23 protein-coding genes are annotated in these 25,497 nt (G+C 59.9%); 8 read left to right on the plus strand and 15 right to left on the minus strand.

Annotation, left to right across the window (positions count from 1 at the left end; genetic code table 11):
• Positions 1-47: 47 nt before the first annotated feature.
• Positions 48-2,216 (plus strand): TonB-dependent receptor plug domain-containing protein, encoded by a 2,169-nt coding sequence (locus tag HMPREF9710_RS16020; protein ID WP_005668049.1) that lies wholly within the window; start codon positions 48-50, stop codon positions 2,214-2,216.
• Between the two features lie 194 nt (positions 2,217-2,410).
• On the opposite strand, the gene HMPREF9710_RS16025 is transcribed toward HMPREF9710_RS16020, so the two are convergent.
• Complete coding sequence (locus HMPREF9710_RS16025) at positions 2,411-3,547, minus strand: PilT/PilU family type 4a pilus ATPase (protein WP_005668051.1); 1,137 nt, start codon at positions 3,545-3,547, stop codon at positions 2,411-2,413.
• An 11-nt stretch (positions 3,548-3,558) separates the two neighbouring features.
• Entirely contained in the window at positions 3,559-4,602 is a 1,044-nt protein-coding gene (locus HMPREF9710_RS16030) for a type IV pilus twitching motility protein PilT (protein WP_005668052.1), read from the minus strand.
• Between the two features lie 74 nt (positions 4,603-4,676).
• Between HMPREF9710_RS16030 and HMPREF9710_RS16035 the strand changes: the two genes are divergently transcribed.
• Both HMPREF9710_RS16035 and proC read left to right on the plus strand, forming a co-directional pair.
• Complete coding sequence (locus HMPREF9710_RS16035) at positions 4,677-5,378, plus strand: YggS family pyridoxal phosphate-dependent enzyme (protein WP_040776914.1); 702 nt, start codon at positions 4,677-4,679, stop codon at positions 5,376-5,378.
• 11 nt (positions 5,379-5,389) lie between these two features.
• Positions 5,390-6,202 (plus strand): pyrroline-5-carboxylate reductase, encoded by an 813-nt coding sequence (gene proC, locus HMPREF9710_RS16040; RefSeq protein ID WP_005668054.1) that lies wholly within the window; start codon positions 5,390-5,392, stop codon positions 6,200-6,202.
• A gap of 499 nt (positions 6,203-6,701) precedes the next feature.
• Here proC and HMPREF9710_RS16045 read toward each other — a convergent pair whose 3' ends face one another.
• The 6 genes from HMPREF9710_RS16045 to HMPREF9710_RS27975 form a co-directional block, all read right to left on the minus strand.
• Positions 6,702-7,169 carry a hypothetical protein gene (locus tag HMPREF9710_RS16045; protein WP_040776918.1) on the minus strand — a complete coding sequence of 156 codons (468 nt, stop codon included), beginning with the start codon at positions 7,167-7,169 and terminating at the stop codon, positions 6,702-6,704.
• A gap of 889 nt (positions 7,170-8,058) precedes the next feature.
• Positions 8,059-8,844, minus strand: coding sequence for an IS21-like element helper ATPase IstB (istB, locus tag HMPREF9710_RS16050; RefSeq protein WP_005663619.1), 786 nt, complete (start codon positions 8,842-8,844; stop codon positions 8,059-8,061).
• Entirely contained in the window at positions 8,841-9,920 is a 1,080-nt protein-coding gene (istA, locus tag HMPREF9710_RS16055) for an IS21 family transposase (protein WP_005663623.1), read from the minus strand. Before istA ends, istB begins: the two co-directional genes overlap by 4 nt.
• Positions 9,921-9,987: 67 nt before the next feature.
• A complete protein-coding gene (locus tag HMPREF9710_RS16060; RefSeq protein WP_157225630.1) occupies positions 9,988-10,683 on the minus strand; it encodes a DUF4238 domain-containing protein in 696 nt (231 codons plus the stop codon).
• Between the two features lie 526 nt (positions 10,684-11,209).
• Complete coding sequence (locus tag HMPREF9710_RS16065; RefSeq protein ID WP_005668055.1) at positions 11,210-11,554, minus strand: hypothetical protein; 345 nt, start codon at positions 11,552-11,554, stop codon at positions 11,210-11,212.
• A 110-nt stretch (positions 11,555-11,664) separates the two neighbouring features.
• On the minus strand, positions 11,665-12,021 hold the full coding sequence (locus HMPREF9710_RS27975) for a hypothetical protein (RefSeq protein ID WP_005668056.1): 357 nt from the start codon (positions 12,019-12,021) through the stop codon (positions 11,665-11,667).
• Between the two features lie 141 nt (positions 12,022-12,162).
• Between HMPREF9710_RS27975 and HMPREF9710_RS16070 the strand changes: the two genes are divergently transcribed.
• From HMPREF9710_RS16070 to HMPREF9710_RS16085, 3 genes are all read left to right on the plus strand, one after another.
• The gene (locus HMPREF9710_RS16070; RefSeq protein ID WP_157225631.1) at positions 12,163-12,678 is read left to right on the plus strand and encodes a hypothetical protein; all 516 of its coding nucleotides are present in this window, start codon (positions 12,163-12,165) and stop codon (positions 12,676-12,678) included.
• Positions 12,679-12,727: 49 nt separating this feature from the next.
• A protein-coding gene (locus HMPREF9710_RS16080; RefSeq protein WP_371855218.1) for an IS3 family transposase occupies positions 12,728-14,193 on the plus strand; the annotation gives its coding sequence in 2 pieces (ribosomal slippage) (positions 12,728-13,124 and positions 13,124-14,193; 1,467 coding nt in all).
• A gap of 104 nt (positions 14,194-14,297) precedes the next feature.
• Complete coding sequence (locus tag HMPREF9710_RS16085) at positions 14,298-15,257, plus strand: hypothetical protein (protein WP_040776925.1); 960 nt, start codon at positions 14,298-14,300, stop codon at positions 15,255-15,257.
• Positions 15,258-15,562: 305 nt separating this feature from the next.
• Here HMPREF9710_RS16085 and HMPREF9710_RS27215 read toward each other — a convergent pair whose 3' ends face one another.
• The gene (locus HMPREF9710_RS27215; RefSeq protein ID WP_081589945.1) at positions 15,563-15,703 is read right to left on the minus strand and encodes a TRIC cation channel family protein; all 141 of its coding nucleotides are present in this window, start codon (positions 15,701-15,703) and stop codon (positions 15,563-15,565) included.
• A gap of 170 nt (positions 15,704-15,873) precedes the next feature.
• On the opposite strand from HMPREF9710_RS27215, the gene HMPREF9710_RS28835 reads away from it, so the two are divergent.
• Together HMPREF9710_RS28835 and HMPREF9710_RS16095 are read left to right on the plus strand one after the other, a co-directional pair.
• Complete coding sequence (locus HMPREF9710_RS28835) at positions 15,874-17,808, plus strand: McrB family protein (RefSeq protein ID WP_005668061.1); 1,935 nt, start codon at positions 15,874-15,876, stop codon at positions 17,806-17,808.
• Positions 17,801-19,096 carry an McrC family protein gene (locus HMPREF9710_RS16095; RefSeq protein WP_005668062.1) on the plus strand — a complete coding sequence of 432 codons (1,296 nt, stop codon included), beginning with the start codon at positions 17,801-17,803 and terminating at the stop codon, positions 19,094-19,096. The genes HMPREF9710_RS28835 and HMPREF9710_RS16095 overlap by 8 nt, the downstream gene beginning before the upstream one ends.
• A gap of 265 nt (positions 19,097-19,361) precedes the next feature.
• Here HMPREF9710_RS16095 and tnpC read toward each other — a convergent pair whose 3' ends face one another.
• The 6 genes from tnpC to HMPREF9710_RS16125 form a co-directional block, all read right to left on the minus strand.
• The gene (gene tnpC, locus HMPREF9710_RS16100) at positions 19,362-20,882 is read right to left on the minus strand and encodes an IS66 family transposase (protein ID WP_005664133.1); all 1,521 of its coding nucleotides are present in this window, start codon (positions 20,880-20,882) and stop codon (positions 19,362-19,364) included.
• A 57-nt stretch (positions 20,883-20,939) separates the two neighbouring features.
• A complete protein-coding gene (tnpB, locus tag HMPREF9710_RS16105; RefSeq protein WP_005664131.1) occupies positions 20,940-21,281 on the minus strand; it encodes an IS66 family insertion sequence element accessory protein TnpB in 342 nt (113 codons plus the stop codon).
• On the minus strand, positions 21,278-21,574 hold the full coding sequence (gene tnpA, locus HMPREF9710_RS16110) for an IS66 family insertion sequence element accessory protein TnpA (protein WP_005664128.1): 297 nt from the start codon (positions 21,572-21,574) through the stop codon (positions 21,278-21,280). The genes tnpB and tnpA overlap by 4 nt, the downstream gene beginning before the upstream one ends.
• 140 nt (positions 21,575-21,714) lie before the next feature.
• The gene (locus tag HMPREF9710_RS28925; protein WP_005668064.1) at positions 21,715-21,936 is read right to left on the minus strand and encodes an IS5 family transposase; all 222 of its coding nucleotides are present in this window, start codon (positions 21,934-21,936) and stop codon (positions 21,715-21,717) included.
• Between the two features lie 171 nt (positions 21,937-22,107).
• Positions 22,108-24,252 carry a peptidase domain-containing ABC transporter gene (locus HMPREF9710_RS16120; RefSeq protein ID WP_040776932.1) on the minus strand — a complete coding sequence of 715 codons (2,145 nt, stop codon included), beginning with the start codon at positions 24,250-24,252 and terminating at the stop codon, positions 22,108-22,110.
• 79 nt (positions 24,253-24,331) lie between these two features.
• Positions 24,332-25,486, minus strand: coding sequence for an HlyD family secretion protein (locus HMPREF9710_RS16125; RefSeq protein WP_051205125.1), 1,155 nt, complete (start codon positions 25,484-25,486; stop codon positions 24,332-24,334).
• Positions 25,487-25,497: the final 11 nt, after the last annotated feature.

Raw genomic sequence — 25,497 nt, forward strand, 5'->3', positions numbered from 1 at the left:
AGCTGTGACAGAATACGGGGACTTTTGTCCACTGCGTTCCCGATCCCATGCTCCGACCAACGCTCATCGCGCTGACCCTCGCTGCGCTGCCGGCCGCCGCCCAAGTCAGCCCGCCATCCGACCCGCCGCCGGTCAGCCCGGATGCCATGCAGAAGGTCGAGGTCAAGGCGGACGCCAACAGCTACGACCCGCGGCGTGACGACACCGCCAGCCGCATCGTGGTCTCGAACGAAGAGATCAAGCGCTACGGCGACACCTCCGTGCTCGACGTCTTCAAGCGCCTGCCCGGCATCACCGTCGGCGGTGGCGGCGGCCGCGGGGCGGGCGAAATCCGCATGCGCGGCCTGGGCAGCGGCTATACGCAGATCCTGATCAATGGCGAGCGGGCCCCGGCCGGCTTCGACATCGACCAGCTGTCGCCCGACGTCATCGAACGGATCGAGATCCTGCGCGCGGCCAGCGCCGAGTTTTCGACCCAGTCGATCGCCGGCACCATCAACATCGTGCTCAAGCGGGTGGTGCGAAAGGCGCAGCGCGAACTGCGGGTCGGCTACGGCAAGAGCGAGGACGCCAGCAACCCGAGCGCGAGCCTGAACATGTCGGACCGTCTCGACGCGCTGTCGTACTCGCTCGGCGCCAGCGTCTGGCGCTTCAACTTCGACCGTCCGCAACCGTACGAGGAAACGCAGATCGATCCGCAAGGCCGCCTGACGCAGCTGCGCCGCACCGAGCAGAACGACAGCGGCAGCCCGAAGGGCTTCAACCTCACGCCACGCCTGAACTGGACGCTCGAGAACGGCGACACGGTCAGCTGGCAGACGATGGTCTCGTACAATCGCAACGACTACCAGGGCAATGCGGTGACCACGACCGAGCTTGGCGCGCCGCCGCCGTACGACGTGCGCGACATGAACAACGAGGGCAACCACACGATGCTGCGCACGGACGTGAACTGGGTGCACAACCTGGAAGAGGGGGCGAAGCTCGACCTCAAGCTCGGCGCCAACGGCATGCGCAATCGCGGCGACTGGCGCGAATTTGACTACAACCTGGATCGCTTGGCGCGCGACTCCACCGTCCTGAGCGCGACCGACGAACGCGGGCTGACGCTGGTCGGCAAGTACACGACGCCGTGGAAGAAGGACCATGCCTTGTCGATGGGCTGGGATGCCGGCTACACGCAGCGCGAGGACGAGCGCGGCGAAATCGAGGTGTTGCCGCTGGCCGGGCGCGAGCTGATATCGAACGAAGAGTATGACGCCACCATCAAGCGCCTGGCGCTGTACATCCAGGACGAGTGGAACGTGAGCAAGCAGTGGTCGATGTATGCGGGCCTGCGCTGGGAAGGACTGGAGACGACCAGCGAGGGCAATACGTTCGAGACCAGCACCAACCGCGCCAGCGTGTTCTCGCCGCTGGCCCAGACCCTGTACAAGATTCCGGACAGCCGCGACCAGGTGCGCCTGGCGCTGACCCGCACCTTCAAGGCGCCGTCCGCGAGCAACCTGATCCCGCGCCGCTTCACGACGCCGAACAACAGCCAGACCGAACCCGACTACCGCGGCAATCCGGACCTGCAGCCGGAACTGGCGACCGGCATCGACGCCGCCTACGAGCACTGGTGGGCCGAGAAGGCGCTGCTGAGCGCCAGCGTGTCGGTGCGCCGCATCGAGGACTACACGCGCCAGGGCCTGATCCTGGAAGACGGCCGCTGGATCCAGACCCCGGTCAACGACGGCGACGCGCTCACGCGCAGCCTGGAACTGGAGGCGAAGTTCCCGCTGTCGGCAGTCATGGAAGACGTGCCGGAGATCGACCTGCGTGCGAGCGTGTCGCGCAACTGGTCCGAGGTGGACGCGGTGCCGGGCCCTGATAACCGCCTGGACCAGCAGGTGCCGTTGTCGGCGACGCTGGGGATCGACTACAAGACCCGCGACGGCAAGCTCAGTACCGGCGCCAGCTTCGCGTTCAAGGACGGCGGCCCGGTGCGGGTCAATGTGGAGCAGTCGCGCTACCAGAGCGTGCGGCGCGATCTGGACGTATATGCGTTGTGGAAGTTCAATCCGAAGTACCAGCTGCGGCTGGCCGCGTCGAACCTGCTGCGCCAGGATGGGGTGTCGGATTCACGCTATACCGATGAATTCGGGACGCTGCGCAGGACCAGTTTCAGTGAAGGACACACGATGGCGCGGGTGACGCTGGAGTCGCGGTTCTAAGCTGGCTGGCCGACGGCGGCATTATTCGTTCGCTGGCCTCAAAACGTCGTTCCCGCGAAGGCGGGAACCTAAGCCTTCAGCGCATCCGCTCGAGCAAATATCGGTGGGGATGCATGTACACTTGGGTTCCCGCCTGCGCGGGAACGACGTGTGGGAGGTGGTGGTGATTGCCGAGGGTCGCAGTATGCCGGTCGTCAGATCAACCCCAGCTTCTCCGTCCCACTCGAAAAATCGCGGTTCTTCGCGTGCTTGCTATTGAGCTTGATGTTCAAGCGCAGGTCATTCACCGAATCCGCATTGCGCAGCGCATCCTCATAAGTGATCTTGTCCGCCTCATACAGGTCGAACAGCGCCTGATCGAAAGTCTGCATCCCCAGCTCGCGCGACTTCTTCATGATCTCCTTGATCTCGTGCACCTCGCCCTTGAAGATCAGGTCAGAGATCAAGGGAGAGTTCAGCAGGATCTCGATCGCCACCACGCGCCCCTTGGCTTCCTTCTTAGGAATCAGCCGCTGCGAGATCAGGCCCTTGAGGTTCAGCGACAGGTCCATCAGCAGCTGCTGTCTGCGCTCTTCAGGGAAGAAGTTGATGATGCGGTCAAGCGCCTGGTTGGCGCTGTTGGCGTGCAGGGTGGCCAGGCACAGGTGGCCGGTTTCGGCGAAGGCGATCGCGTGTTCCATCGTCTCGCGGTCGCGGATTTCGCCGATCTGGATCACGTCCGGCGCCTGGCGCAGCGAATTCTTCAGCGCCGCTTCGAAGCTGTCGGTATCGACGCCCACTTCGCGCTGCGTGATCACGCAGTTGCGGTGCGGGTGGACGAATTCCACCGGGTCCTCGACCGTGATGATGTGGCCGTAGCTGTTCTCGTTGCGGTAGCCGACCATCGCCGCCAGCGTGGTCGATTTGCCCGAGCCCGTGGCGCCGACCATGATCACCAGGCCGCGCTTGGTCATCACGACGTCCTTGAGCGTGTCGGGCAGGGCGAGGTCTTCGAACTTCGGGATCGCGGTGGTGATCACGCGCAGCACCATGCCCACGCAACCCATCTGCATGAAGCTTGATACGCGGAAGCGCCCCAGGTCGCCCGGCGTGATCGCGAAGTTCGCTTCGCGCGTGAGCTCGAAGCCGGCCGCCTGCTTGTCGTTCATGATCGCGCGCGCCAGGTCGGCCGTGTGGCTGGCGGTGAGCGCCTGGCTCGACACCGGCGTCATGCGGCCGTCGATCTTGATCGCCGGCGGGAAGCCCGCCGTGATGAACAGGTCGGAACCGCCCTTGCTGACCATCAGGCGCAGCAGGTCGAACATGAACTTGGATGCCTGGTCGCGTTCCATCTGGATGATCCTTAGCCGAGGAAGTTTTCCGGGATCTTGGCCGCGGCGCGCGCGGCGCCGGTCGAGATCACGTTACGGCGCACCAGCTCCGTCAGGTTCTGGTCCAGCGTCTGCATGCCGGCATTGCTGCCGGTCTGGATGGCAGAGTACATCTGGGCGATCTTGGCTTCGCGGATCAGGTTGCGGATCGCCGGGGTGCCGATCATGATTTCGTGCGCCGCCACGCGGCCCGAGCCGTCCTTGGTCTTGAGCAGCGTCTGCGAGATCACGGCCTGCAGCGATTCGGACAGCATCGCGCGCACCATCTCCTTCTCTTCGGCCGGGAACACGTCGACGATACGGTCGATGGTCTTGGCGGCCGACGAGGTGTGCAGGGTGCCGAACACCAAGTGACCCGTCTCGGCCGCCGACAGCGCCAGGCGGATGGTTTCCAGGTCGCGCAATTCGCCGACCAGGATCGCGTCCGGGTCTTCGCGCAGCGCCGAACGCAGCGCGTTGTTGAACGACAGCGTGTGCGGGCCGACTTCGCGCTGGTTGATCAGGCACTTCTTGGACTCGTGCACGAACTCGATCGGGTCTTCGATGGTGAGGATGTGGCCGTACTCGTTCTCGTTCAGGTGGTTCACCATCGCCGCCAGCGTGGTCGATTTACCAGAGCCGGTCGGGCCGGTCACCAGCACCAGGCCGCGCGGCTTCATGGCCAGGTCGGCGAAGATCTTCGGGGCGTTCAGCTCTTCGAGGGTCAGGATCTTGGACGGAATCGTGCGCAGCACGGCCGACGCGCCGCGCTCCTGGTTGAAGGCGTTGACGCGGAAGCGCGCAAGACCAGGGATCGCGAACGAGAAGTCGCACTCGAGCACTTCTTCGTACTGCTTGCGCTGGCCGTCGTTCATGATGTCATAGATCATGCCGTGCACGTCCTTGTGCTCGAGCGGCGGCAGGTTAATGCGGCGCACGTCGCCATGCACGCGGATCATCGGCGGCAGGCCGGCCGACAGGTGCAAGTCTGAAGCCTTGTTCTTGACCGAGAAGGCGAGTAATTCCGAAATGTCCATTTATAATCCCTGTGGCTCGAGGTGCGCCTTTGTCATCATCGCGGCTCGAAAAATATTTCCTATAGAAAATCATTATGTCCACAATCGCCGCCAACTTGCAAGCTGTCGAAGCGACAATCGGGGAGGCTGTGCAAGCCGCTGGACGCGCCCGGGACGAGGTGCAATTGCTCGCTGTTTCCAAGACATTTCCTGCTCAAGCGGTGCTGGATGCGATGGCGTCCGGACAACGTGCGTTCGGCGAAAATTATCTGCAAGAAGCGCTCGACAAGATCGCGAACGTCGCGCAGACGCAACCCGATGCGCTGGTCGAATGGCATTTCATCGGCCCCATCCAGAGCAACAAGACGCGCCCGATCGCGGCCAGCTTCCACTGGGTGCACACGGTCGAGCGCCTTAAGATCGCCCAGCGCCTGTCCGAACAGCGCCCGCCCGAACTCGGGCCTTTGAATATCTGCCTGCAAGTGAACATCAGCGGCGAGGCCAGCAAGAGCGGCGCATCCGAGGCTGAATTGCCGGAACTGGCGCGCGCCGTGGCGCAGTTGCCGAACCTGCGCCTGCGCGGCTTGATGGCGATCCCCGAACGCGCGACCGAACCCGAGCAGCAGCGCGCCGCCTTTGCCCGCCTGCGCAAGCTGCACGACGCGCTGCGCGCCGACGGCCTGGCGCTCGATACGCTGTCGATGGGCATGTCGGGCGACATGGCGGCGGCGATCGCGGAAGGCGCGACCATCGTGCGCATCGGCAGCGCCATCTTTGGCGCACGCAATTACGACTAACAGGAAAACACATGAAGATCACGTTCATTGGTGGCGGCAATATGGCAGCCGCGCTCATCTCGGGCATCGTCCGCCAGGCGGGTTCGGGCGCGAACATCCACGTCGTCGACCGTAACCCCGAAGCGCTGGAGCGCCTGTCGCAACAGTACGGTGTGCGCACCGCGACGGCGATCGACGAACAGGTCGGGGAAAGCGAAGTCGTGGTGCTCGCGATCAAGCCGCAGCAGATGCGCGAAGTCGCGGCCGAGCTGGCGCCGCTGTTGAACCGCCAGCTGGTGCTGTCGATCGCCGCCGGCATCCGCAGCAGCGATCTGTCGCGCTGGCTCGGCGGCTACGACGCGATCGTGCGCACGATGCCGAACACGCCGGCGCTGATCGGCATGGGCGTGACTGGCCTTGTTGCGCAGACGGGCGTGAGCGAGGCCCAGCGCGCGCAGGCCGACACGGTGATGCGCGCGGTCGGCAAGACCGTGTGGCTGGATGACGAGGCGCAGATCGATCCGGTGACGGCGGTGTCGGGCAGCGGTCCGGCCTATGTGTTCTTCTTCCTGGAAGCGATGCAGGAGGCGGCACTGCAAATGGGCTTGAACGCGGAGCAGGGCAGGGAGCTGGCGCTGGCCACTTTCACCGGCGCGGCGCAGCTGGCGGCGCAGTCGGATGAGCCGGTCGAGGTGCTGCGGCAGCGGGTGACCTCGAAGGGTGGGACTACGCATGCGGCGATCAGTAGCATGGAGGCGGCTGGCGTCAAGGAAGCCATTGTCGCGGCGATGAAGGCGGCGGCGGCGCGTGGGCGTGAGCTGGGTGAGGAATTGGGTAGCAACTGAGCGCGGCTGGCAAAACTGTTCAGCATATCGCAAACGGATGAGCGAGTGCCCCATATGATTCGACGGTGCACGCGGAGCAGTTGCAGAAGCGCCTCGTGGATACGCTGCCAAACACCAACCTGCATCCATTCGTGAATGTTGACGCCAAATATATTATGCGACTGCCGCATCCGGCTTCACACGGCAGGTAGTCACAGAGACTCCGGTAATGAGACAAGCATGACCACGCTCAGGTTGCGCGAACATTGATACGTGGCGCCTCCCTTTGGACGATCAGCTGGAGGCAAAGAGATGATCTACCATGCGTGGCCAAAAGGTCTTCGGGAAGAAGTACTTAAGCCACGGCATCAGTTCTTCTGCAAAGCGCCGCAATTTTAATGCTCGGACTGAGCATGGGTACGTCCGCTATCGACCCTAAGCAGTCATTGCATCTGCACGCTGGACTGTAATATAAGTTTGGTAGTGGCACCCATAATTGGTTGAAGCACTGAACTCGACTTCAAATGTCTTGAGGAATCTCCTCTCCGGTCAGATCTTTGTATCGTGCTTCGCAGGCAATTTGCGCGATTACCATTCCTCGAAGACAACCGTGCATTACTTCATAGATACCGTCAACAATTATGTGGGGCGAGTCGAGCCCTTCATTCTCCGCGCGCGTCAGCAGAAGGGCAGCCTCAAACTTCGACGCAGTTCGGAAGACCAGCGTCCACGTCAGCGCCTCCTTCAAATCGATTTTCCAATGCGGAACGGTGACGGCGTGCTCCATTGCTCGCCGCATCCGGTTGGCTGCGTGTTCTAGGAGTGACCGCTTCATAAAGCTGTTCTTGCCGCCGAAACGGCTGTACTCAACGATCGCGTTCACATTCAACGCAAAAATGTGAGTAGCGAGGACAAGGTTCGCCTGCTCCATGTTTTCAGCAGTTTCTGCTTCCCTACGCTGCTCCTGATGATCGATTCTGATGATCATGAGCGAAGCCAGAATTGCAGCGATTTGAAGCAGCTGCCTGCGCCAATCCGATTACAATGAAGATGCTGAGGACAAGGCTTATAGCCAGCCAGTGTTTTAGAATGGCCGCGCGTGTCCTGCGCAATAGGCTGCCATCACTGCCCCTCCCGGTTTGCTAATTTTGCAAGTCTACCCGAAGTGCACGCTGCAAGAAATTCCACTGCTCCTCGGAATCTCCGGCAGCCCTTAGAAGAAGTTTATGCAGGATAGCAGACGGTTTTCACGGTTCAGTGTAGTCGGATGTTTCCTATTTAGCCACTAGAGGGTTTTGTTAGGCGCTCTAAGCCGCGCAGCAAGCGTCAACGATAATATAGGCGTGATCTAGACGCAGACCTGCGGCAGGTCTCCCCACGTGGGCGGCCGGCATCGGTGGCAGCACGGTCCGCTTTCGTCTAGCATGTTTATCTCTGAAATATTTCGCGTTCCGCTTCGGACTGAACAGTGTTCCATAACCTCCATTGCTCCGCCTCGGCGTGGAACGCTTCCCGATTGACGGTGCGCGGGCGCCACAGGGCTGCTTGTACGTCAGCAGAGCGGCCGAAGACATATCGATGCGCATGCTCCACCGTAAACCTCTGTATTTGCATAGCAAAATCGAGCGACACAGTTGTCCCTCGTGGCAGCCGCTGTCGAGCCCCGACTTGCGTAAATAAGAGGTGAGTGGGACTCAATGGCATAAAGATATCTGTGCCGTGACTGTTCCATCCGCCACCGAAGTCGTAGTTCTGCGCATCATGATAGTTTAGCCGCACAACAGGGCTGTTGTCAACGGCGATTGAAAACTGATACAGATTTCGTCGTCCCAGCGATTTAAAACTGATACACCGCCGTCGCCGAACACCGTCCGTGTTCAGCCCATTTCTGCAACATCGCTCCCCCTCATCATCCCGGCCTGTCGCTGGTGCTTCAGCCGGTAGCTCTCACCTGCAATCGGCACGATATGCGCATGGTGCAGCAGCCGGTCGAGCAGGGCCGCGGTGAGCGTCGTATCCTGCGCAAAGGTCGTGTCCCATTGTCCGAACGGCAGGTTACTGGTCACGATCAGGCTGCTGCGCTCATACAAGGCCGCGATCACCTGGAAGAACAGGTTGGCCTGTTCCCGGTTCATCGGCAAGTAACCTATCTCGTCGATGATCAAGAGCCGATATGCCTTGATCGCGCGGTGCATCACCGCTTTCAAATTGTTCTGCGTATGCGCCGTCGTCAGTGCCAGCATGAGGTCGGCCGCCGTCGTGAAGCGCGTCTTGATGCCGGCCTGCGTGGCCTTGTAACCCAGTGCCATCGCCAGGTGCGTTTTGCCTACACCGCTCGGCCCGACCAGTACCACGTTCTCATGCCGCTCGACGAATCCCAGGCCGGCCAGCTCCTCGACTTGGCTGCGCTTTACGCCTTTGGCGAAGTCATAGTTAAATTCGTCCAGCGTCTTCACCACGGGGAATCCTGCCAGACGGGTCATCGTGTTTTGCTTGCGCACGTTGCGCCCAGCTGCTTCCTCCCTCAGCAGCCCCTCCAGGAAGTCGCTGTAGGCCATCTCCTGTTTCGCTGCTTTCTGGGTTGCGGCGCCGTAGCCCTGTGCCACGAACGGCAGGTTCAGGCTCTCGCACAACGCCGCGATACGCTCATGCTGCAGGTTCATGCCGCCACCCCTTCCGATACCCGCACCAGCAGCGCGTCATACACCTGCAACGGATGCTGTACCGGAGAAGGTTGCGCGATCCGCTCCACCACTGCTGCCGGCCGCGGCGCCGCAGGTGCTGCAGCAGCCGGCTGCGGCCTGGCTGCCGCGATGTCCGCCCGCCACGGTGCCGGCAGCGCTTGCAGGTGCTCCACTTCCCGCTTCAAGGCTTCGGCTGGCGGTTCTCCGGTCGTGCCGTGGATGCGCGCATTGGCCACTTCGCGCAGCCAGTGGGCCACCTCGACGTTGGCCGTCACGACGTCGAGCTTCTGGCCGCTCTGTGCCAGCCGGCTCGCCAGCGGCACATAGAACGATCGGCGCAGGTAGCCGTTGAACCGCTCGACCTTACCCTTGGTCTTGGCCCGGTACGGCTGGCACAGCTTGATCACGAAGCCGCTATGCCTGGCATAGTCCAGGAAGCCGGCGTGGAAGCGGTGCTCGCCCTCACCGTACGCATCGCGCTCCAGTACCACCGTCTTCATATTGTCGTACAGGACCCGCCGCGTCACGCCGCCGAACGCTGCAAAGGCGCGCTCGTGGCAGGCGATCAGGGTATCCACCTTCATGTTGTTGACGAACTCCACGTAGCTGGCCCGGCTAAAGCCGAGCGTCGCGCAGAACGCGTGCAATGGCGCGCTGCCTTTACGAAATTCGACCCAGTCCACCTGCAGCTGCTCACCCATCGCCGTCTCGAAACGCACCACCGGATCGGCGGGAGGCGCCGGGCGCAAGGTGCGCACGAAGGCCCTCAACTGGCTCATGCCGCCCTCGTAGCCGCGCGCGGCAATCTCGCGGTACAGCACGGTGGCTGGAATCACGTCGGGCTGAGCAGCTTGCTGCCGATCCCTCAGGTACTGCTCGAACTGCGCCAGCTTCGTCTGGCGTTTGACTTTGCGTTCGTACTTCGGCACGGCCTCCAGGGCCAGGTGCCGGCGCACCGTGTTCACTGCACAGCCTACCTCGGCGGCGATCTGCCGAAGGCTTAACCCATGCTTCTTCAGTAGTTGGATTTCCACGTACACCTCTTTGGGTTTCAAGGCCGCTCCGCAAAGCGGCCATCTTCTCAAAATGGTGTATCAGTTTTCAATCGCTGCCTGTATCAGTTTACAACCGCTGCTGACAGCTGTCGCTGGTGAGCCACTCGACCTCTGGAGGGCTGCGAAGAATCGTCCAGCGATGTTGGTGAAGGACGTCGAGGGACTTCGTTAGCACATGCTTCAGGCTCCAGAGCCAAAGGCTGCGGCCTATCGATGCTTCAACACGGAGTAAGCCAGACTCTTCGCCCGGTTGAATCTCAACCATAGTACGAACTGGAAACAGCTCGTCACCTGCTTTCCGCCCCTCGAATGCAATTGGAGTTCCAGTTCGTTTCGCCTCCTCCAGCTCATGGACGGCGTCACTCATGACCTTGTTGATAAGGGATGGCAGGTTCTCCTGCCAGTCCTTCATTCGCTCCAGCAGTCTGGCAGGCGTCCGAGCATCCTGCGCGGCTAAAAACCTGATTAGGCGAGCCCATTCGTCGGGACTAAGTCTTTGATCGGTTACCGCGTGCTGAAGAGCGCTGCCCGCTGGAGACTCGAACATTGAATCGAACCATCTCTCGATGTCGTCACTTTCGCCACTCGCTGCCATTTGCGTGTAGAGGTGCTGGTGAAATCCAAGGCTTTTGGGCGAGCGTGCTTTCCACAGGCTTGATCTCGCGTGAGGTACTAGGATCCGGTACGACCAGACGTTGCCGTGAGCGTCTGCCCAACGCTTCAGGTAGCTGTGGGGAACGTAATGATTATCTCGTTTAATCAATGAAATCCCGTAATCGGACTAGTTTGACAAGAAAAGAATCTCAGACTCAGTCAAGAGTATTCGTGGGCACAAGCGAACGTCCGCTTCTGGCCAGTTCGGCCGTGTAGTGTATAGCGACTGTCGACCCGTTGCGGTCACTCAGCGTTCAGTTCGAACGTTTCGGCGAACTCGGCTTTTGAGTCGGCAATTTTGATGGCATGCTCCGGTTCCATTCCTATCAACAGGATTATATGGACAACCGTCTAGCTCGAACAGCGGACGCAGGCCATCAGGAACGCGGCTAGCTGCGCGCGCGGCATGCTCTGCATTACCGCGTTCCATCCAGACTCGATCGCGTTCGACATCGAGGCCGTCGGATTTGTGCCGGTAATGAAATCACCGCGGCATCCACAACGCGTTGGTGGGGCGCCTGACGGCCGAACCGGTCGCGCCAGGGTACCCCGACTATTCTTGGAAGCTGCCTCCCTACGATGATGAGCGAGTCGATCATGAATCCCGTTTCGGGGTGATTTTCGCCCTGCGTTGATCAGGCAAAGGAACCTTTGCCACCAAGGTCGTCCTTGAATCGCTTGTCAGCTATGTCGCGATGGAGCGGTGTCGTGCCAAGCTTGTTTTCCAGCGCGAATCTTGCGGCGGCTGTCGCCGACACGGGCATGCTGCCCTCGCTGACGTAGTGATATGCGCTCAGCACTTTTTGGTCGAATTTCGCGGTGTCCTTCTCATCGACGAATTTGTAGCGCGCTTGGAGGACGTGTGCGTGGCCCACCGCCTCGTCGTCGCTGATGACAAGATTTCCGCGCTCGCCCATGCGTACAATCGCACGTCCGATCGCTAGGTAAGTCGCGTCCTCAGTAATTCCCGTAAGTTTCATTTCGTTCTCCGTTGTACAGTGAATAAGTTTCGATTGGCGACTCGGGGCCTAAGCCGCGATGGCGCAGGGTTTAGGGCTGCAGAATGCTGCGGCACGTAACAATTTGAGATCTAGGCGCGGCGCGTCACCTCCACGCCGTTCAGGCCATTTGACTCGACCTGGTAATCTGAGGTCTCGCCGCTGGCAGCATCGAACAGCGCCACGACAATGCCTGCTCGCGCCGGGCCGCTACGCGCAATGGGTACGCCTTTGCGCTGGTGATCTGGACCTGCCGGGAACAGGCGCGCGTCAGCCGGCAGCGCGGCGCCGGCGCGAACAGGAACGCGGACACGATAGGTGAGGTGTAATTGCGCGTAACGGTTTGCTACATAGTTCGGGCTGTTGTCCGAGCTATGGGCCACGGCGTAGTCATTTTCCTCCTCAGCGAGCTCGACAGCTCGATCCATTTCCTTGTTAGAAATGCACATGAATTTTCTCCTAAGTGCGTTGACCGGGGCGTCCGGTGAGCAACTAGGATGCGTCACCTGGCAGGGCACGACAAGGGATTTTTGAGGTGAAATCGGGGTGTACCGATTCTACTAATGCCGTGCACTTTCAGAGGACGAGAAATGGCTTATGATGCCGTACCATTTTTACCTGTGCATGGAGCAACGATGCCCCGTACCCGCGACGAACACCACATTGTGCTGAGCCACTTTGACAACTTTTTTGTCTTCGGCTACCTGTACGAAAGCGAGCGGCAACGTAACCCGGACCTGGAAACCCTGCGAGGTTTTGCTGCGGAAATCGCTGCCAAGGCCGATCAGTCGCTCAATGCCGCAACCCTTACAGATCCGGAGCGCCTCCGAGGACTGATTTGCCGTGTTATGAATGTCCTGCAGCGAGCTTGCAAGGCGAACAACCCCGAAATTGACGGGCCAGTCGATGCTTCGTGGGATGGACTACTCGATAAATTTGCGAGCGAGGATCTGTGGCGTTTACACAGCGAACATCGCAATGAACTCATTCACATGTTCGAGACCGTTCTTTCACGGCTGAGCTTTACTTTTTCTGAAGATCTCCGACCATACGTCACGCCTGAGCTTGTGGCTGCGACATTCCGCGAGCCCCCTGTGCCAATATAACTTGAGACACCTACCCGATTAATTTAGAGTACAGCGGTAGGTCCCCAACATGCACAGCCGAAAGCATCAAATCAGCAATTCTGTCGAACCCAGCAGCCCAGCCACGCCAGTGGACCGTCCCGATCCCGAGGTCGTCCCGGTCGCCAAGCGACGCACGTTTTCCAACGCCGAGAAGCTGCGCATTCTTGCCGCTGCCGACTCCTGCCAGGCGCCTGGCGACATCGGTGCCTTGCTCCGCCGCGAAGGCATTTATTCGTCCCATCTGGCCACTTGGCGCAAGCAACGCCAGGCCGCTGCGGCCTCTCAAGTCCTCGCGCGCAAGCGTGGCCCAAAGGTCGACCTAGCTGCTGCTCAGGACCGCAAGGTGCGCGACCTGGAGGCAGAGGTGGCGCGCCTGCGAGACAAGTTGGCCAAGGCCGACCTGATCATTGACGTCCAAAAAAAACTTTCCACCCTGCTGGGGCTGAGTACGGCCGACACGCCGAGCGAGCCGAAGTGATCAGCGCCGCCAATCACCTCGCCGGCGAAGTTGGCGTGGCCGCAGCCTGCCGCGCATTGCAATTGCCGCGCAGCGCACTATATCGCCATCGCACCGCGCAACGACCTGGTTCGTTAGCGCCCGTGACGCCGGCTGCGCCAGCCCGACGGCCACCGCTCGCGTTGTCCGAGCATGAGCGGCGTGTCGTGCTGGAGGTGCTCAACAGCCCACGCTTTGCCAATTGTGCGCCGGCCGCCATCCACGCTCAACTGCTCGACGAAGGGCGCTATGTGGCGTCGGTACGCACGATGTACCGCCTGCTACAAGGCTGCGCTGCCGTGCGCGAACGCCGTAACCAGTTGCGCCATCCGGAGTACACCAAGCCGGAACTGCTGGCCGTCGCACCAAACCAGGTGTGGAGCTGGGACATCACCAAACTCAAGGGACCGGTCCGGGGCACCTGTTTCCACCTGTACGTCATCCTCGACATCTTCAGCCGCTACGTCGTCGGCTGGATGGTGGCCGAACGGGAGACCGCCGAACTGGCCGAACAGCTGATCGCCGACAGCGCCGCAAAGGAAAATATCGCGCCTGGTACCTTGACCCTGCATGCCGATCGCGGCAGCAGCATGCGCTCCAAGCCGGTCGCTACGCTGCTGAGCGATCTGGGCATCGCCAAATCGCATAGCCGCCCTTACGTTTCGGATGACAACCCGTATTCCGAGGCGCAATTCAAGACCTTGAAGTACCGGCCCGGCTTCCCGGCGCGCTTTGGCTCGCTCGCTGACGCACGCGCCCACTGCGCAGCCTTCTTCACCTGGTACAACCAGCAGCACCGCCATTCCGGCATCGGCATGATGACCCCGGAAAGCGTCCATGCCGGCCGTGCCGCCGAGATCCGCAAGCTGCGCCAGGCAACGCTTGAAAGCGCCTACCAACGCACGCCGGGCCGCTTCAAGCACTGCGTACCACGACAGACCAAATTGCCGACAGCGGCATGGATCAATCCACCAGTCACGGAGAAAAAAGCAGCCTGAACAAGAGAGTTAGACTCTCATCATTCCACCAGGTGTTTCAAATTCATTGACACGTTCCGGAGCTTCGTCGCGAAGGGCAGATCCGCTACGCTGGACCGGTTCCAGTGAACGTCCTCAGCGCTATCGCGCACCAGGCTTTCGTTGCCGGCCTGACTACAAGCCAGGCTCTATTGGGCAGTCCCATGCGTGTTGACCAGATGGTCGACACATACGTGAAACAGGCTAACCAGAGCTTTCAGCACTTGGTAACGTCTGGATTTGTGTACGAGATGGTGAAGGATCTATTCTCTCGTGCACGGCGTCTGAAGATTAGCCTGGACAGGATTTATCCGTGGGGAGCGCTGTGGGAGGCGCCATACTACGCACATTCACTTTTGGTGATCTATTCGGACCTGATCACTTCCGGCATCATTAAAAACTCGAAACACAGTCCGAAGGACAAGACCGGCGAGGCACCGCCGGACGACTTGTTCGAAGCGTTCGACTATTGGGCCGTCAATGCCCTTCCGGAACCGCGAATTCCATCCTCGGATCCAATCCCGAAGACATGTTTCCACACTAACGATACAGACATTCTTATTGACGGGAATTTCCTTCAACATCATGCAGTCTTGGCGATCCGTTACGACCAGCGGCTACCTGATGTCGAGCGGGCTATGCGTGGATTTCGCAATGTGCTACTTGCCCAGCGCAACAGGTATTGCGCCAACGCAGGGGTAGGTCTAACGTCGGATGAGACCAAGTTGTCTAACCGACCACGCCGGGAAATTATCCCGATCAACAAGACCAACAGAAGGCTGGTGCAAGACGTCAGCGCGATAACCGGCCACATGTGCGCGATGATATACATCGAGAAAATGCGCGAAACGCTACGCGATGAGTTGCCGAAAAAGACACCGTACGCCGAAATGCTCAAAAAGAACCAAGTAGACTTAATGTTCAAGATGCTCGATCACACGGGCTTCGACCTTGACCCCCAGACAATCCAGAAAGCTATCGCGAAAATCCCAGCTCAGTGCAACGCACTTCGGTCGGAACTTCTAAAAGAACACGCTAGAGATTAACAGGGCGTAGACGAAATGAATGACGTAGGTGTGGCATGCTGTTGGGGTATGGAAGGAGCATGCCATGGCGCCGAAACATCCGCTGGATGACGCTGAGTCATCAAGCAGGGCTGGTGGTAGGCCGTCGGCGTTGACGCCTGAGCATATCGCAGTGTTGCACGACATTGCTATCTCCGCCGCAGGGGTACGACCGGCCGGGGCACGTCTGCTGCTCAACAGGCTTGTCTACTTACCTTCTGCAGGGGAGGGCTGGGATGCCCGCTAGGGGGACAATTCCTTAATGACCGGTTATGGCCGAAACGAGGCTACAACGCCCGATTAGCCGCAACAAAGGACAGCAGTAGCACACCGAACAGCTCGAGCCTACGCCGCATGCCGGTTACCGCGCCGCTCAGCGTGAACACGAAGGTTCCGAGCAGGTCGAGCGTCAGGACGAGGGGCTTCAGGGAAACCCATCAAGGCAAGGATAGCGAGCATCGGGCGGTCGCATCGAATCGAATGGGCCAGTGAAACGTAAAGGTGCCCACCTTGCGCTCATATCGATGAGCGTACATGGACAAATAGCCAGGCCCTTGTCATACTTGCAAAAGAGTAATTAATTCGATCGGGGCGGACTATGCTGAACGATTATCTGAACAGGGATGCACGGCTTTTCCTCGAGCGGATGCCTGAGGCGCAACGTGAGTGGGTCGGCCTCGTCATCGCTGAGTTGCGAAAGCGCTATCCGGCCGCTGATCACTGGACTACCGGTGGAGAAGGTTCCAAGTACACCGATATCCGTATCGGCGGAAAACCAAAAAAGCTTACCAAAGGTAAGCCGGTGTTCTATATACAGCTACATCGTGGCAGGGGCCCCGTATCGCTGTTCGTCAACCCGAGCGCGCGGCGAAGCGATGCCGAGGCGAGGCTGCTTTTTGACCAAGCGCCGATCCTGCAAGAAGTGAAGGAATGGCTGGACGGCTACGAACTCACCGACCGGGGATACACTAAGCTGGAAGGCGATGGATTGCGGCCGGCGGACTATCCGGAGTCAGCCGGCGAGGATGAAGACGCCAGTCCGGACGACGAGGGCGATGCGCCTGTGTCGCAGGACGACGAAGCGCCCGCCCAAGCCCTGAACCGCATTCTCTACGGTCCTCCCGGCACTGGCAAGACCTACCGCACGGTGAGCGAAGCGCTGCGCATCATTGAGGATACGGCCGAGCCGGACGGCGACTATGCGGCCCAGAAGAAGCGTTTCGACGCCTTGCGCCGGGAAGGCCGGATCGCCTTCGTCACATTTCACCAAAGCTTCAGCTACGAGGACTTCATCGAGGGCATCCGTGCCGATACCCTCAAGGGCCAACTGTGCTACAGCGTGCGTGACGGCGTCTTCAAGCAGATGGCCATCTCTGCCATGTACCGTACGCCGGTGCCGCTAGAGCGGCAGGCCGAGCCAGACTTCGATGATGTCTTTGAGGCCTTCTTGGAAAAAGTCGGAAGCGAGCTGCCGTACCGGCTCCAGAGTGCATCGGGTGGAGAACTGCTAGTTCAGTCGATCAACGATGCAGACACGTTGCGGGTGACGCATGCAGGGCGCACAGCAGTGTATGGCGTGACTAGGAATCGACTGAAAGCCCTGTATGAGGCATATCCAACTCAGGCCGCGCTCGCCCTTAAGTCTACGGTGAATGCCATCACCGAGGTTATCGGCGGCGCCAACTCGACGGTATACTGGGGCGCACTCAAGCGCCTGCTGCAGTTCAGGGACGACTCCCGCCAGGAGCTGACACCGGCACCGGAGGAAAACCTGTCGCCGGTCGAGTTGACGGAATACGAGCAGATCAAGCGCCGGGTGCTCGGCGACGATACTCTGGCACCGAACGGCAAGCGCTACGTGCTGATCATCGACGAAATCAACCGCGGCAATATGTCGCGCGTGTTCGGTGAACTGATCACGCTAATCGAACCGGCCAAGCGCGCCGGCCGGTTCGAGACCGCAGAGGTCCAGCTGCCGTATTCCGGTGAGCGCTTCAGCGTGCCGTCCAACCTCTACCTCATCGGCACGATGAACACTGCCGACCGGTCGCTGGCCGTCGTCGACACGGCGCTGCGGCGGCGCTTCGACTTCATCGAGATGATGCCCGATCCAGACGCGCTGAAGCAGGACGATGTGCAAGGTGTGAAGATCAAGCTCATGCTTCGCGCCATCAACTTGCGCATCGAGCACCTGTACGACCGCGAACACACCATCGGCCATTCCTTTTTCATGGGCCTCACTGCGCGTTCCACGCTGGGCGATCTGGCGCTCATCTTCAAGAACAACGTTCTTCCCTTGCTGGAAGAGTATTTCTTCGAGGATTGGGAAAAGATCGACAAGATTCTCGGCAAGTCGCGCATCTACGAATCCCAGTCCACCACGACGCTGGGGTTCGCGCCTACTGGCAAGACCTGGAGGAGAAGGCTCGAGCGGCTCGACAAGGCAGCAACCTACCAGGCAATCTACGAACAAGCTGCTGCAGACCCGGAGCCGGAGACAGCGCCGGCCGCAGCGGACGACGCCGATGGCTGAATACTGTCTGCGTGAATTCGGCTTGATGGTGCAGGGTGTTCGCGAAGACGATTCGATGGACGTGTGTGGCATTGCCAGCCCTGCAGCCTGGAAGTTCTTCGAGAGTTTGGCCTTTTCCGGCGCGAAGGAAGACCGTTTCATCGAAATCGCGCGCCACGCAGGGGGCAAGGCACTGCGCGTGAAGAATTTCGTCGGCGTGATCGGCGCGCCGGACGGGACCCAAGTCGAAATCTTGCCCAAGACGTCGGAGGGCGCGCAGGACCTGGGCAGCACTCGCGACATGCTCTGGAAAATGCTCGGCGCCGTTGAGAACCTGCATCACCTCGAAACGACGCAGGCGCAGCTGCGGCTACGTGACGCTCCCATGACCGAAGCGTTGATGTCGGTCTTCCTTGATCATGTGGCCGCCTTGGGGCGGCGCGGAATCCGGCGCGACTACGAGCGCGTTGAGGAAGAGGAGCGCTTCCTGCGCGGGCGCCTGCGCGTGGCCCGTCAGATGCAGACGCCGCCTGGCCGCCAGCACCTGTTCCCGATCGAATACGATTTGTTTTCCGAGAATCGCGCCGAAAACCGCCTGCTCCACGCCGCCCTGCTCAAGGTCGCACGCACCAGCAAGACCCCGAAAAACCAGCGTCTTGCGCGCGAGCTGCGCCACAGTTTCGGCGCAGTGCCCGCGTCGGTAAGCCACCAGGCCGATTTCGCTGCTTGGCGCACGGGACGCGATATGGTCCATTATCAGCCAGTGCTGCCTTGGATCCGGCTCATCCTCAACCGGCAATGTCCCTTCTCTCTGCGCGACCAGCATGCCGGCGTCTCCTTCCTGTTCCCGATGGAGAAGCTGTTCGAAAAATACGTCGCGAAGGTGCTTGAGCGGCGCCTGGCCTCGCTGCGGATCGCCGTGCACACCCACGTCCGTACCCGCTACCTGGCGGAGGCGCCCCAAGCCTTCCAGCTCAAACCCGACCTTATTCTGTCCAGGGCCGGAGAATGGCTGGCCGTGCTGGACACCAAGTGGAAGCTGATCGACCGCCGCAACGCTTATGCCGACGGTAGTGAGGATCCCAAGGCCGGCATCGCGCAGTCCGATATGTACCAGCTGTTCGCATACGGCCACAAATACCTGGGTGGAGAGGGCAGGCTGGCGCTGATCTTTCCAAAGTGGACCGGTTTTGCGGAGCCACTGCCTCCATTCCGGCTTGGCGACAAACTGTGGCTTGAGGTGATTCCGTTCGACCTTGGTAGCGACGCCTGCGTGCTGGGCAAGGAACTGCTAGGGATAGCGCTCTAGCGGCAGCGCGCGCCAAGCTTCTTTGCTCAATTCGAGCTCACAGTAACGGGCCCCCATACAGCCGTTGAGTTCAGCATAGCAGGTTGCAAAGGCGAAACAGTCGCAGACTGTCACGACCGGCAGGAATCAACCCAAAGCGGACGGTCGTTCGAGAGCATGTTAGAGCACGTAAACTATATAGATCGTCACCGAATATCCACGCGTCGGAAAGGACGCCATCGCCTTTCTAGTGTAAGCGTCCAACCGCTCCACCTTCACAGCGGAATCAAGCCAGCGTAGAGTCCGAAAATGGCAGCAGCGAGTCGATTCGGCTGTTCGGGCAGGTAGGCAGTTTCTCAAGTGTCTCAGCGAGCCAGCGTGCCGGGTCCAGGCCGTTGAGTTTGGCAGTGGCAAACAGGCTCTGGATGACGGCGGCGCGGCGGCCGGCGCGTTCAGAGCCGGCAAACAGCCAGTTCTTTTTACCGATGGCGATGGGACGGATCGCGTTCTCGACCGGGTTGTTGTCGATCGGAAGGATGCCGGAATCGGCATAGCGCACTAGGGCATTCCAGCGCTTGAGGGAGTGTTCGATGGCCTTGCCCGTACCACTTCCGATGGCGACGGTGCGCTGCATCGACAGCAGCCAGGCGTGCAGATCGGCCAGCGCCGGCACGGCGCGCGCCTGGCGCAGATCCAGCCGTTCGGACGGCGTTGTGTCTGCGCCGTCCTGCTCGATGGCGTACAACTGCGCAATGCGGCGCAGCGCCTCGTCGGCGACAGGACTGCTGCTGGCAGCGTGCAGGTCGAAGAATTTGCGACGGATGTGCGCCAGGCACGCCAGTTCGGTCGGCCCATTGGCAAACAGGGCTTTGTAGCCGGCGTAGTCGTCCACCATCAGGTGGCCGCGCCAGTCCTGAAGGAAATCGCGGGCGTGCTTGCCGGCCCGGCTTTCCTGGTAATCGAAGACGACGATCGGTGGCCCATCCTCCCAAGTGCCGGAGCGGTAGGCCCATAAATAGGCTTGGCGGGTCTTGCCGCTGCCAGGATCGAGCTGGCGCACCGGCGTTTCGTCGGCATGCAGGCAGCTGCGCTGGCGCAGAAGCTCGCTCAGGCGTTCGGCCAGTGGCTGCAGGGCCACGCCAATCCGCCCGATCCACTGCGCCAGTGTCGAGCGCGCCAGCGGCACGCCCTGGCGCGCGGCGATCTGCTCGATCCGGTACAGCGGCAGGTGATCGAGGTACTTGCTGGCGGCAACCCATGCCAGCAGGCCGGGTGCGGCCAGGCCACCGTCGATCACCGCTGGCGGCACCGGCGCCGCCGTCACGGTCTCGCAGGCGCGACAAGCATATTGCGGGCGAATGTGGCGGTGCACGAAGAAGCGCGCCGGTTCCACGTCGAGCTGCTCACTGACGTCCTCGCCAATCTTGACCAGGTTGGCGCCGCACTGACCGCAAGCGCACGACTCGGGCTCGTGGCGGTGCTCGATGCGTGGCAGTTCCGGTGGCAGTGCCTGACGACCGGCGCGCTTGCGCGCAGGTTTGACGCTGGCTTGATTCTCCAGCTCCTGCTCGATGGCGGCCAGGTCCATGTCGACCGCTTCCTCGAACAGCGAACGCTGCTCGCCGGTGAGCACTTCGCTGGCCTTGCCATAGCGGATGCGCTTCAGGTAGGCCAGTTCGTGTGTCAATGCCGTGATCTTGAAGTCCTTCTCGGCCAGCTGCGCCTGCTGTTGCTCGAACAGCGCCCGAACCTGCGCCAGCATGGCTGGGGCGATATCGGTCTGGGCAAGTTGATCGAGCAGGTTCATGGTGAAAGTGTAGCGAACCGGTCCGACGTTTACAAGCGAAACAGTTTACGTCGGCATCTATAGCCGCCACTGTGCCGGCGCCTGGGCCGACAGGCGCTGCCAGTCCACGCCCATCACCAGCCACTGCCACTGCTCGGCACTGAGCTGCCAGCAACTCTCGCCCGGCTGCGGCCAGACGAACTGGCCCCGATGCAGACGGCGCAGGCACATCCACACGCCAGTGCCATCCCAGCTCACCACCTTGATCCGCGTGCGGCGCCGGTTGCTGAACACGTAGGCTGTCCCATCGCAGGGCGCGCGGCCCAAGGCCTGCTGCACGTGCAGCGACAGTCCGTCGATGCCGGTGCGCATGTCGACTGGCTCGACAGCCAGCCAGATCGATTCGGGCAGCAGTTTCACCGCAACTCCTGCAGTAGTCTGGCCAGCCAGGCGGCATCGACGCCGCCATCCATGCGCAGGCTCCAGCCCGAGGCGCTGCGCAGTTCCAGGGGAGTCGAAGAGCCTGGAGAGCCAATGCGCACCGGCAGCAGCTGGGTGCCACTGGCCATGCGCTCGATGCGGCGCACCCAGTATCTGAGGCGCTCCACGCCGATATTATGCTCGTGGGCATAGGCTTGGACAGGCAGTCCGCTGCTGCGCCAATGCGCGACATGCTCATGCCAGGTCGATGCGGAAATGCGTTGACGGGTCATGGGATCCTCGAAGTAGAAAACCTCGAGTCTGCATGTCATCGCGGCGACATTACAGGTGGTTGGGCTGCACGCTTACTTTCTAGTCCTGAACATAGAATTGATAATAATCTCCACATAACATCAGGGAAGCCCTGATAAATTTACTTCACAAGCAAACTTATCTCGGTCAAATCCAGGAAACGCAGGAAGCTGCGGCGATCCAGCAACTGGTACTCCAGCGCGTCGTCGGCTAGGTTGTAGAGCTGTTGCAGCATCAGGATCTTGATCATCAAGACCGTCGGGTAACGCGGACGGGCGCCATTGGCGCGCGAAGGACGCGGTGCAGCGACATCGATGCGCTCCGCCAGCGCCTCGAAATCCACGTGCTCGACCAAGCCACCAAAGGATCACCCAGCTTTGCGCGCCGGTCCTCACGCTCCTGCTCGGCAAACAGACTGATCCGGGGTTTCATCATGACGGCACTCGCTGGCTTGGTTCGATGTCAGGATTTTACTCAGCCGCGGGTATCTCGGTCGAGGTTTTTCGAGGTGACCTTAAGCTGCCTGTTTGTCGTCTGAAATCGTCTTGGTAACATCCTGAGCTACTTTACCGTTATGCAGGACAATTATACGCTCTGCCATTTGGATCGTTTCCGGACGATGCGCAACGATGATTCGAGTAAGCGGAATCTTCTGTATAGCCTGGTTGACGGCTTGCTCGTTCCATACATCAAGATGGCTAGTTGCTTCGTCCAAAACCAGGATCTTCGGCTGTTTATACAATGACCTTGCCAATAGAATTCGCTGTTTCTGCCCGCCAGATAATCCGGTGCCAATGTCGCCTATCAAGGTATTAAAAGCCATTGGCATAGCGGCAATCTCGGTTGCGATGGCCGCTAGTTGAGCGCATTGGTGAACACGCTGCATATCGATCATTGGATCGAAAAAAGCGATGTTATCCGCAATCGAGCCAGCAAAAAGGGTGTCGTCTTGCATTACTGTTCCCAGCATGTTACGGTAATTCGCCATACCGATGTGTCCAAGCGCTACGTTGCCAACGCGGATTTCGCCGTCAGTTGGGCTCAGTAGGCCGAGCAGCAGTTTCATCAAAGTCGTCTTGCCGCAGCCTGAAGGGCCGGTGATTGCAACGCATTGTCCGGCTGAAATGCTTAGATTCAGTTCCTTAATAACCTCAGGTTCGCTATCGGAATAGCGAAAACTTAGGTTCTTGATCTCTATCGAGGGACTGAGGAGGCTTGGGTCGACTTCGGCCATAGCGTTTTCCACTTCTGCTTCGGTTAGCACGATGTCAGCTAGACGTTCGCCGTGTAGACGAATCATGCGCAGTTCGAAGAGCTTATCGATAAGACTGGCCATGCGCTGACTGAACTGGTCCTTATAGCTGATGAACGCAAACATCATACCAACTGAGAATGCGTTGTTTAGGACCGCCAAAGCTGCAAGCCATATTACTATCACACGCTCGCTATTAAAAAGAAAGGTGTTGGCGGTTTGGTACGAAACTGATAATTTGGCTATGCGCAAGTTGGCGTTGAATTCTTCGGTTAGAGAGTTCATCCAACCTGAACGGCGTTCATCGCTGCGTCCGAACAGCCGAATGCTTTGCATACCGCGCACCGTTTCCATGAAATGGCTCTGCTGTTTTGCGGCGTGGATAATCTGCTCGGAGTTCGCGGCACGCAGGGCGCTAAACATAGCCCAACGTAGAAAGGCATACAGCATCACGGCAACGCAGGCAACGGCGGCCAGTGTTGTGCTGTACAAGAGCATCATGATCAAGGTACCCACCACCAATATTCCGTCGATGACGCCTTCGACGAACTGAGTGGTCAGGCTAGCCTGCATTCGCTGTATTGACCCAAAGCGCGATACGATGTCGCCGGTATGGCGTTTTTCAAAGTACGTCAGCGGCAGCTTCAGCAGGTGCGAAAACACATTGCCCAGCCATTGCAGGTTTAGGCTGGTGGACATTACGGTGGTGACCCAAGAGCGTACAGCCCCAATGGCGGTCTGGAGTAACACGAGTAGTAAGAAGCCGCAGCCTAGCACCGTGATCAGGTCGCGGTCTGCGGCCAGCAGCGCTTCGTCCACAATCCACTGCATGTAGAAGGGCGCAACTAAAGCACAGACCTGCAGAGCCAAACCAAGTGCCAGCAACTGAAACAGGCTACGGCGCAGGCCGACCACGCGTCCCATGAGGGCGAACAGGGAGAAATTCTGACGTTCTTCCCTGACCTCGAACTGCGCAGTGGGCGTTAGTTCGAGAGCAACGCCGGTGAAGTGTTTGATGAATTCGCCCATGGCCATGCGACGTTCACCGACGGCCGGATCGTGCATGACCGCATGTTTGGCCGTGACGGACTTGAGCACGACAAAGTGATTTAGATCCCAGTGCAGGATGCAAGGCAGTTTCAGCTCGGGCAGATGCTGTAAGTCCAATTTGAGCGGTCGGGTCTGCAGAGACAAACCGCTCGCCATCGCCATTAAGCCCTTCAGGTTCACGCCTTTCATCGACACCGAAAAGCGGCGGCGCATGCTCGGGATGTCGATCTGGTGGCCCCAATAACTTGAAATCATCGCGAGGCATGCCAGACCGCATTCGGCCGCTTCGGTCTGCATCAGAATGGGTAGCCGACGACTACTCCAAAAAGCTAACCGGGAAAGAATGGGAAATTGCATGTTTCAGCTACGATCAGGGATAAGCCGACCGCGACAACGCGCGAGGGATCGGCAGGACGGTGAGATACAGACCTTCCGATTACAGGCGGCCTGAGATACTGAACAGCGGTTCCAACACCCATTCGTAGAGTTTGCGGCGCTCGAGCAAGACGCTAGCGTCAACCAACATGCCCGACCGCAGTGGCATCGCCGTACCATAGGCACGGACGGTTTGCTGGTCAAGCTCAATACGAATACGGTAGACTGGCTCCGACTGGGCCGCACCTGGCATCGCCGCCGCTGAGGTCGGCAGCTCCTCGGGGCGTACAGAGGTAGTGGCCACCTCGCGCACGCGGGCCTGGTGCTGTCCGAATTTCTGGTAGGGGAAAGCTTGGTAGCGCAGCATGGCCGACATGCCGGGTTTGACGAAGCCTACCGCCCGTGACGGTACAAACATTTCCGCCTCCAGCTTATTTCCTTCAGGCAGGATTGATGCTAGTGAGACTGCAGTCCCCACCGTCTGGCCAAGATTGGCAGTAATCGCCGTGATCGTGCCACTTTGGCGTGCCCGCACAGGAATCCCGCGCCGTGCCTCATTTTCGGTGAGGTCCTGCTCGAGCGTGGAGGCACTGCGGCGCAAGGCGCTTTCGTCACGCAGCGCCTGTACCTCGATATCCTGAGCTTCCGCTTGAGTACCTGCCAAATCGCGCCGAGTAGCAGAGCAGATTCGCTCGATCTCGAGCAGGCGCTGACGTTGGTCGAGCAGTTCCGCTTCGCGCTCCTGAAGTTGTGCTGCAGAGATGTAGTTGGTTTCCTTCAACTGCGCATATCGCATGACAGTTTGTTCAGACAGGGCAATTCGCTGCTTTTGCATAAGTGCCTGACTCTCGAGCCGTTTGATCTCTCCTTCGAGATCCCGGGCGCGCTGTAGCATCGCTGCGCGGCGATACCCGGCCTGAACTTTAGCTTGCTGCAGTTCGATTTGAAAGCTATCCCGGCGCCGCACCAGCAAATCGGAGATCAATGCCTCCGTGGAACGCGCGTCAGAATTGCTGCGCTCGCTTGAAAGGACGAATAAGATATCACCTGTGCGCACGAATTGGCCTTCTTTAACGTGAATTTCGCTAATCACACCGACCTGGCTTGCAAATATCCTGATCACACCGGCAGTAGGCACCAGCATGCCTTGGACGTGCGACTTGCGCGTAGTCTCGAAAAAGGCAAAGAAGGCGATTAAAAGCAATGCAAGTGTCACGAACACGCCTG

The sequence above is a fragment of the Massilia timonae CCUG 45783 genome (assembly GCF_000315425.1).
Lineage (GTDB): Bacteria > Pseudomonadota > Gammaproteobacteria > Burkholderiales > Burkholderiaceae_D > Telluria > Telluria timonae.

Bases quoted from the DNA above. Each gene is read 5' to 3' on its own strand.
- HMPREF9710_RS16035 (WP_040776914.1), top strand. From the start codon at position 4,677: ATGTCCACAATCGCCGCCAACTTGCAAGCTGTCGAAGCGACAATCGGG.
- proC (WP_005668054.1), top strand. From the start codon at position 5,390: ATGAAGATCACGTTCATTGGTGGCGGCAATATGGCAGCCGCGCTCATC.
- tnpC (WP_005664133.1), bottom strand. From the start codon at position 20,882: ATGAACCTGCTCGATCAACTTGCCCAGACCGATATCGCCCCAGCCATG.
- HMPREF9710_RS16020 (WP_005668049.1), top strand. From the start codon at position 48: ATGCTCCGACCAACGCTCATCGCGCTGACCCTCGCTGCGCTGCCGGCC.
- HMPREF9710_RS16095 (WP_005668062.1), top strand. From the start codon at position 17,801: ATGGCTGAATACTGTCTGCGTGAATTCGGCTTGATGGTGCAGGGTGTT.
- HMPREF9710_RS16070 (WP_157225631.1), top strand. From the start codon at position 12,163: ATGGCTTATGATGCCGTACCATTTTTACCTGTGCATGGAGCAACGATG.
- istB (WP_005663619.1), bottom strand. From the start codon at position 8,844: ATGAACCTGCAGCATGAGCGTATCGCGGCGTTGTGCGAGAGCCTGAAC.
- HMPREF9710_RS16065 (WP_005668055.1), bottom strand. From the start codon at position 11,554: ATGAAACTTACGGGAATTACTGAGGACGCGACTTACCTAGCGATCGGA.
- HMPREF9710_RS16045 (WP_040776918.1), bottom strand. From the start codon at position 7,169: ATGATCATCAGAATCGATCATCAGGAGCAGCGTAGGGAAGCAGAAACT.
- HMPREF9710_RS16025 (WP_005668051.1), bottom strand. From the start codon at position 3,547: ATGGAACGCGACCAGGCATCCAAGTTCATGTTCGACCTGCTGCGCCTG.
- HMPREF9710_RS28835 (WP_005668061.1), top strand. From the start codon at position 15,874: ATGCTGAACGATTATCTGAACAGGGATGCACGGCTTTTCCTCGAGCGG.
- HMPREF9710_RS16030 (WP_005668052.1), bottom strand. From the start codon at position 4,602: ATGGACATTTCGGAATTACTCGCCTTCTCGGTCAAGAACAAGGCTTCA.
- HMPREF9710_RS16120 (WP_040776932.1), bottom strand. From the start codon at position 24,252: ATGCAATTTCCCATTCTTTCCCGGTTAGCTTTTTGGAGTAGTCGTCGG.
- tnpA (WP_005664128.1), bottom strand. From the start codon at position 21,574: ATGACCCGTCAACGCATTTCCGCATCGACCTGGCATGAGCATGTCGCG.
- HMPREF9710_RS27975 (WP_005668056.1), bottom strand. From the start codon at position 12,021: ATGTGCATTTCTAACAAGGAAATGGATCGAGCTGTCGAGCTCGCTGAG.